This window comes from Glutamicibacter sp. AGC46, assembly GCF_053543715.1.
On record NZ_JBLVOJ010000017.1, the window covers coordinates 1 to 6073 of the forward strand.

General features: G+C 63.6%; 5 protein-coding genes. 3 read left to right on the forward strand and 2 right to left on the reverse strand.

Annotated features, from left to right (window positions below):
- Nucleotides 1-355: IS110 family transposase (locus tag ACNPM8_RS11290; protein WP_448939795.1), on the reverse strand; the 355-nt coding region annotated here is incomplete at its 3' end.
- 227 nt (nt 356-582) lie between these two features.
- Here ACNPM8_RS11290 and ACNPM8_RS11295 point away from each other — a divergent pair.
- A complete protein-coding gene (locus ACNPM8_RS11295) occupies nt 583-2112 on the forward strand; it encodes an APC family permease (RefSeq protein ID WP_448939853.1) in 1530 nt (509 codons plus the stop codon).
- A gap of 55 nt (nt 2113-2167) precedes the next feature.
- On the opposite strand, the gene ACNPM8_RS11300 is transcribed toward ACNPM8_RS11295, so the two are convergent.
- Nucleotides 2168-3703 carry a PucR family transcriptional regulator gene (locus ACNPM8_RS11300; RefSeq protein WP_448939854.1) on the reverse strand — a complete coding sequence of 512 codons (1536 nt, stop codon included), beginning with the start codon at nt 3701-3703 and terminating at the stop codon, nt 2168-2170.
- Between the two features lie 81 nt (nt 3704-3784).
- Here ACNPM8_RS11300 and ACNPM8_RS11305 point away from each other — a divergent pair, with 81 nt between their 5' ends.
- A complete protein-coding gene (locus ACNPM8_RS11305) occupies nt 3785-5143 on the forward strand; it encodes an aminotransferase class III-fold pyridoxal phosphate-dependent enzyme (protein ID WP_448939855.1) in 1359 nt (452 codons plus the stop codon).
- Nucleotides 5144-5339: 196 nt separating this feature from the next.
- Nucleotides 5340-6073: arginase family protein (locus ACNPM8_RS11310; RefSeq protein ID WP_448939856.1), on the forward strand; the 734-nt coding region annotated here is incomplete at its 3' end.

Below are 6073 nucleotides of genomic sequence, written 5' to 3' on the forward strand. Positions count from 1 at the left end.
CGCGCACTGCCACGAGTTCATCGACTTTGATCAGTCGTGCCAGCAGCAGGGCATCGCGGGCATCGGTTTTGACCTTGTCCCCGGAAGGGCGCAGGAGCTTCGACGGGGCCGCGACGGTCACCGGGTAGTGCATGCCCGCGAGGGTGCGTGCGAGGCTGAATCCGGTAGGACCGGCTTCGTAGGCGACCGCGACGGGTCCGTGGTCGGCAGCGATCCCGTTGATCCATGTCGTGACGGCTTCGTTCCCGCCGGGGAGTTTCGCTTCGAGGACTTCACCCGTGCGGGTGTCGAGGGCTGTTGCGCGGATGGATCGTGCGTGCACATCCAGTCCGATCGCAGTACGCTGGGTAAACATCAGGGCCTCCGCTGCATGTCGGCATCCCCGAGCCGTTCTCGGGGATGATCCACGAATCTGCACCGTGAGGCCCTGATCCGCAAGAGGCCTGGCGAAAAAACCTCTTACTCATAGGGTCTAGCCTCCCGATTTGGGCAAAATAGCCTGAAATGTAGTCAAAACATCCAATACCCTTTGGCGCGTTTTTGCATAGTGTGATCCTGACCAACTTTCCAGAAGGGGTTGCCATGTCAGGAAAAACCGCGAAGAACCACACCGCAGAACCAGGCCTCAAGAAGGTCCTCGGCCGCTGGGATGCCTTGGCCATAGGCGTGGGCGCGATGATCGGTTTTGGCTGGGTCGTGCTCACCGGCGACTGGATTACCACCGCCGGTCCGCTGGGAGCCACGCTGGCCATGCTGGTTGGCGGTGGCATCATGGCGGTAGTCGGCCTGACCTATGCCGAACTCGTTGCGGCCATGCCGAAAGCAGGCGGTGAGCACAACTACTTGCTGCGCGCCATGGGCGCCCGCTGGTCTTTTGCCGGTTCGTGGGCCATCGTCGGCGGCTACATCACGATCGTGGCCTTTGAAGCAGTGGCACTGCCCAAATCCGTGCTCTATCTCTTCCCGGAGCTTTCGCAGATCAGATTATGGGAGATCGCTGGCTCAGAGGTCTACTTGACTTGGGCGCTGGTCGGTGTCGCCGGTGCGATAGCGATCACCTGGATTAACATCCGGGGCATCAAGACCGCCGGTGTAGTGCAGACCTTCGTGGTGCTCTTCCTCTTCGTCATCGGCGCAATGCTGCTTGCTGGCGCATTCACCGGAGGCGAGAGCAGGAATATGGAACCATTCTTCGAAAACGGGGTGGCCGGCTTCTTCGGCGTGATGATCGTGGTGCCGTTCATGTTCGTCGGCTTCGACGTGATCCCGCAGTCCGCCGAGGAATGCGACATCGCCCCGCGAAAAATTGGCAAGTACGTGGTGATTTCGGTGCTGATCGCCACCGCCTGGTATGTGGGGATCATCCTGGCCACCGCCTCGGGAATGGGCGCTTCGGCGCTCTCCGGATCCGAACTTGCCACTGCCGACGCGATGGGGGCACTGTTCAATTCCGAAATCATGTCAAAGGTGCTGATCGCCGGCGGCATTGCCGGCATCCTCACCTCGTGGAATTCGTTGCTGATGGGTGCTTCGCGGCTGATGTACGCGATGGCCAGTTCCGGGATGCTGCCACGCTGGTTTGCCTACCTGCATCCGAAGCACCGCACACCGAGCCATGCACTGCTGTTCATTGGCGGTCTCTCCGTTCTGGCTCCATTCTTCGGCACCGCCATGCTCGGATGGTTGGTGGATTCCGGTTCGCCGTCGATCGTGATCGCCTACCTGCTGGTGGGCGTGGCGTTCTTGATTCTGCGCCAGCGCGAACCGCAGATGCAACGCCCGCTGCGTGTGGGCGGTGCGGGAAACGGCGGCAAGGTCATCGGCGTACTGTCGGTGGTCTTCTGCGCCGGCCTGATTTCGCTGTATCTTCCGGGAATGCCGGCGGCCATCGGGTGGCAGCCGTGGCTGCTCTTCGCCGCTTGGTGGATCCTGGGCATGGCCTTCTTGCTGCGGGTGCCACGCGGGATTGCGCCGGGCGAATTCGCGGAAGAGGAATTGCTGCAGAAGCTGAGCATCCGCCAGCAAGCCAAGCTCGGGGCCACCGGCCCGGACGCCGCAGCAACGCGACGCGCCAGTGCGCCGCACGATAGCCGGACTCGGCTCAAGGGCTGACGGCTGTACCTAGGGCACGCCGCGGGATCTGGCTATTGCAGAGACTGCGGCGTGCCTATTTCTGTGCCCGGCGCAGGGCCAGCCAGAGCGAGGCGGCGGCATCGGGATCATCGAGATTGGCGCCAAGCAATTCCTGGGCCACGGTGATGCGGTGGCGCAAGGAATTTCGGTGGATGCCCAATTCGCGGGAGGCTTCTTCCCAATGGCCGCGATGGCGCAGGTAGGAGGTGACCGCGGAGAGCAGATCGGCGCGCGCGTACGCTGCGAGGGCCTTGACCCAGGTCTCTGCGCTGGCATCGAAGCCCGGGGCGCCGCAGGCCATGGTCCCGAACGGGACAGCGTCCAGCGTTTGGCGCAGGGCAGGCAAATTGGCAGGGATCTCGGCCAAGTTCAATGGTTGGGAGAGTACGGCGTGGACTTCGGGTGCGGGGGAATCAAATCGCCCGCACGCCATCGGGCCCGTTGCGGTTGCAGCCTGCGGTGCCACTGCCTCGCCATTGCCGGAACTGTCTGCGGGTTCGGGAAGTATCAAATAATGTTCGGCGCCGTCCTCATAGTGAAGCTGGCACTCGCGTACCGCTGCGGCGACATCGGGCAAGGCGGCGGGGCGCGCCAGCGAGGGCAGCGCATGAAGTGCGGTTGCTGCATCGGTATCGGCACCTGCCCGGTACAGCAGGATTCGCACACGAACAGGTATTCTGCCCAATCCGGCTTCTTCCCCGACCAGGCGTGCCGCCTCGGGCTGGCCATGCAGCAACAATTTTGCGGTGGCCGAGCTGAGCGCGTTATTCGTGCTGGCAGCCAATTCCCGTTGCCTGGCGCGCAAGGAGAGCAACGTGCAGGCCGTCATGATGATCTGCCGGTCGGCCTTGGTCGGCCTGCGCCCGGCGGCAACTCCGAGATATCCGTGGATCGTGGTTCCGGACAGGATGGGATAGAGCGCTACTTCGTGGCCCTGGACCTCGAAGGTGGACGCCGAGGGCATGCCATTGCGCCGAAAGCGCATGGACTCGTGGCGGAGTTCGCCCAGGAACGCTTCGGCGGATGCCGGGTAGCAGGCCGCCGGCCGGGAATCGACGGAAAGATCGGCGGCCCAGCCGTTCACTGCCTCAGCCAAGCCCCGCACGACTGCATTGATGGCATCCGGGCGTACGGCGGCACGCGCCAAGGCAGTCTGCGTGCCCAAGGAACCCATCAGGTTCGAAGCCTGATCACGTGAGGCCAGGCGCCAGTATGCCCGTGAAATGTTCTGGAAGGGCACTTGGTCCGGGACGATCCCCAGCTCTATGCCGGCAGCGTCGCAGGCGGCGATGACGTGCTCGGGCACCGTGCGAAGCCATGGACCCAGCCCCAGTCCCAGGGCGCAGACCTTTTTGTCCTGCAGCCGGCGCATGTATGCGCGGGAAGCTTCCTCGCTCGCGGCGAATGGCATGCCGGTGGTCAGCAGCAGCTCGCCGCCATCCAGATAGGTGGTGGGATCTTCCAGCTCAGAGACGTGCACCCCGCTGACCGGCTGGGCACGGAAGGTTCCGCTGCTGGCAGGGAAGAACTCGGTGCCCAACTCCGCGCCCAGCTGCAAAAGCGTAATCATTGGGTAAATTATCCAAGAAAGATGCTGGACTTGGATGCAATGACCAATGACGCGTGTCACGGGGATTTCTAGGCTTGAGCCATGACTGAAACCCTTGCTTCCACCGACGCCCCAACCTTGTCCCAGACCAGGCACCTTGCCACCAGCATCCCCGGCCCGCGCTCTGCGGCCCTCCATGAGCAGCGGGTGCAACAGGTCAGTAGCGGTTTTGGCGTCACCTTGCCGGTCTTCGTCAGCCGCGCCGATGGCGGGATTATCGAAGACGTCGACGGAAATCGCCTGATCGACTTCGCCTCGGGGATTGCCGTGACTTCACTGGGTGCCGCGAACCGCCGCGTGGCCGAACGCGTGGCCAAGCAGCTGGCGGACTTCACCCATACCTGCTTCATGGTCACCGAGTACGAATCCTTCACCCAGGTGTGCAGCTGGTTGAACCAGCACACCCCCGGCGAGTTCGAGAAGCGCACAGCGCTGTTCTCCACCGGGGCCGAGGCCGTGGAGAACGCGGTCAAGATCGCCCGTGCTGCCACCGGACGCGCTAACGTGCTGGTCTTCGACGAGGCCTACCACGGCCGTTCGCTGCTGACCATGGGCATGACTGCCAAGATCAATCCGTACAAGATGAATTTCGGCCCGATGCCCGAGCATATCGTGCGCGCCGCCTCGGCCAACCCGTTGCGGCCCTCTGGGGGAGCGGCCACCGTCGAAGCGGTCCTGGCGTCCGTCGAGCAGACCTTGATGGACTATGGCCCCCAGACTTTCGCCGCGATGGTGATCGAGCCGATTCAGGGCGAAGGAGGTTTCGTTGTCCCGATGGCCGGGTTCATCCCGGGGCTGCGCAAGTTGGCCGACAAGCACGGTATTGTGCTGGTCATCGACGAGATCCAGGCCGGCATGGGGCGCACCGGGAAGCTATTCGCTTCGGAGCACGAGGGCGTGGCAGGTGACCTGATCCTCACGGCCAAGGCCCTGGCCAACGGAGTTCCGCTGTCCGCGGTGACTGGGCGCGCCGAGCTGATGAATGCCCCTCACGCTGGCGGCCTGGGCGGCACCTATGCTGGCAACCCGCTGGCTTGCGAAGCGGCGCTGGCTGTATTCGAGCAGTTCGAGGATGGGACGCTTCTGGATAACGCCCAGCTCATCGAGCGGGTGTCCCGCGAGGTTCTTGAACCACTGGTGCAGCAGAGCCCGGTGGTTGCCGAGGTCCGCGGCCGCGGAGCCATGCTGGCTATCGAGTTCGCCGACCGGGGCAGCTTGGCGCCGCGCGCCGATGCAGCCGCGGCGGGTTCCAAGGCCTGCCATCGAGCCGGGGTGCTGACCCTGACCTGCGGTACGCACGGCAATGTGCTGCGCCTGCTGCCGCCGCTGGTGATCGGAGAAGCGCTGCTGCGCGATGGATTAGAGGTGCTTGCCCAGCAGATTCGCAGCGTCGCCAGCTGATCGCCCTGCTGCAGTTTCGGCCCATGCCGCAGCCCGTTCGCGAGTTGTGGCATGGGCTATTTCTGCCTGGAGTCCCGGGCTGTGCGATAACTGAATCTTGACGTGACCCAGCAGACAAAATAGCATAATGGAAAACTGAAGTTTCATATTAGACAACTTGGACTTTCGTTCTTGGATGTCTGGGGAGGAAGTTGCGATGAAGGAAATCCGCATCGAGGAAAACGGGCATCTGGGACCCATTAATGCCGCGGTGATTCCACGCTATGCAGGCGGCGGCACCTACGCCCGGCTGCCGCGACTGGATCAGGTGGAGAAGGCCGACATCAAGATTGTTGGCGTGCCTTTCGACACCGGTGTCTCCTACCGGCCCGGCGCCCGCTTTGGCGCCAACCACGTGCGCGAATCCTCGCGCCTGATCCGCCCCTACAACCCCGCCACCGACACCTCGCCGTTTGCGCAGAGCCAGGTGGCTGACGCGGGGGACATGGCGGTCAACCCGTTCAACATCAACGAGGCTATTGAGACCATCGAGCACAACGCACTGGAGCTGACCAGTGACGGCTCCACCCTGGTCACCGTGGGCGGAGACCATACCATCGCGCTGCCGTTGCTGCGTGCCGCCTCGCAACGAGCCGGTGCTCCGGTAGCGATGCTGCACTTCGACGCGCACCTGGACACCTGGGACACCTACTTCGGTGCCGAATACACCCACGGCACCCCGTTCCGCCGTGCGGTCGAGGAGGGAATCCTGGATACCGAGGCGATCTGCCACGTCGGCACCCGCGGTCCGCTCTATGGCAAGAAGGACCTGGAAGACGACCAGCGCTTCGGCTTCGGCATCGTCACCAGCTCGGATGTCTACTACCAGGGCGTCCGCGAAATCGTGCACAAGCTGCGCGACCGCATCGGCAACCGCCCGCTGTACATCTC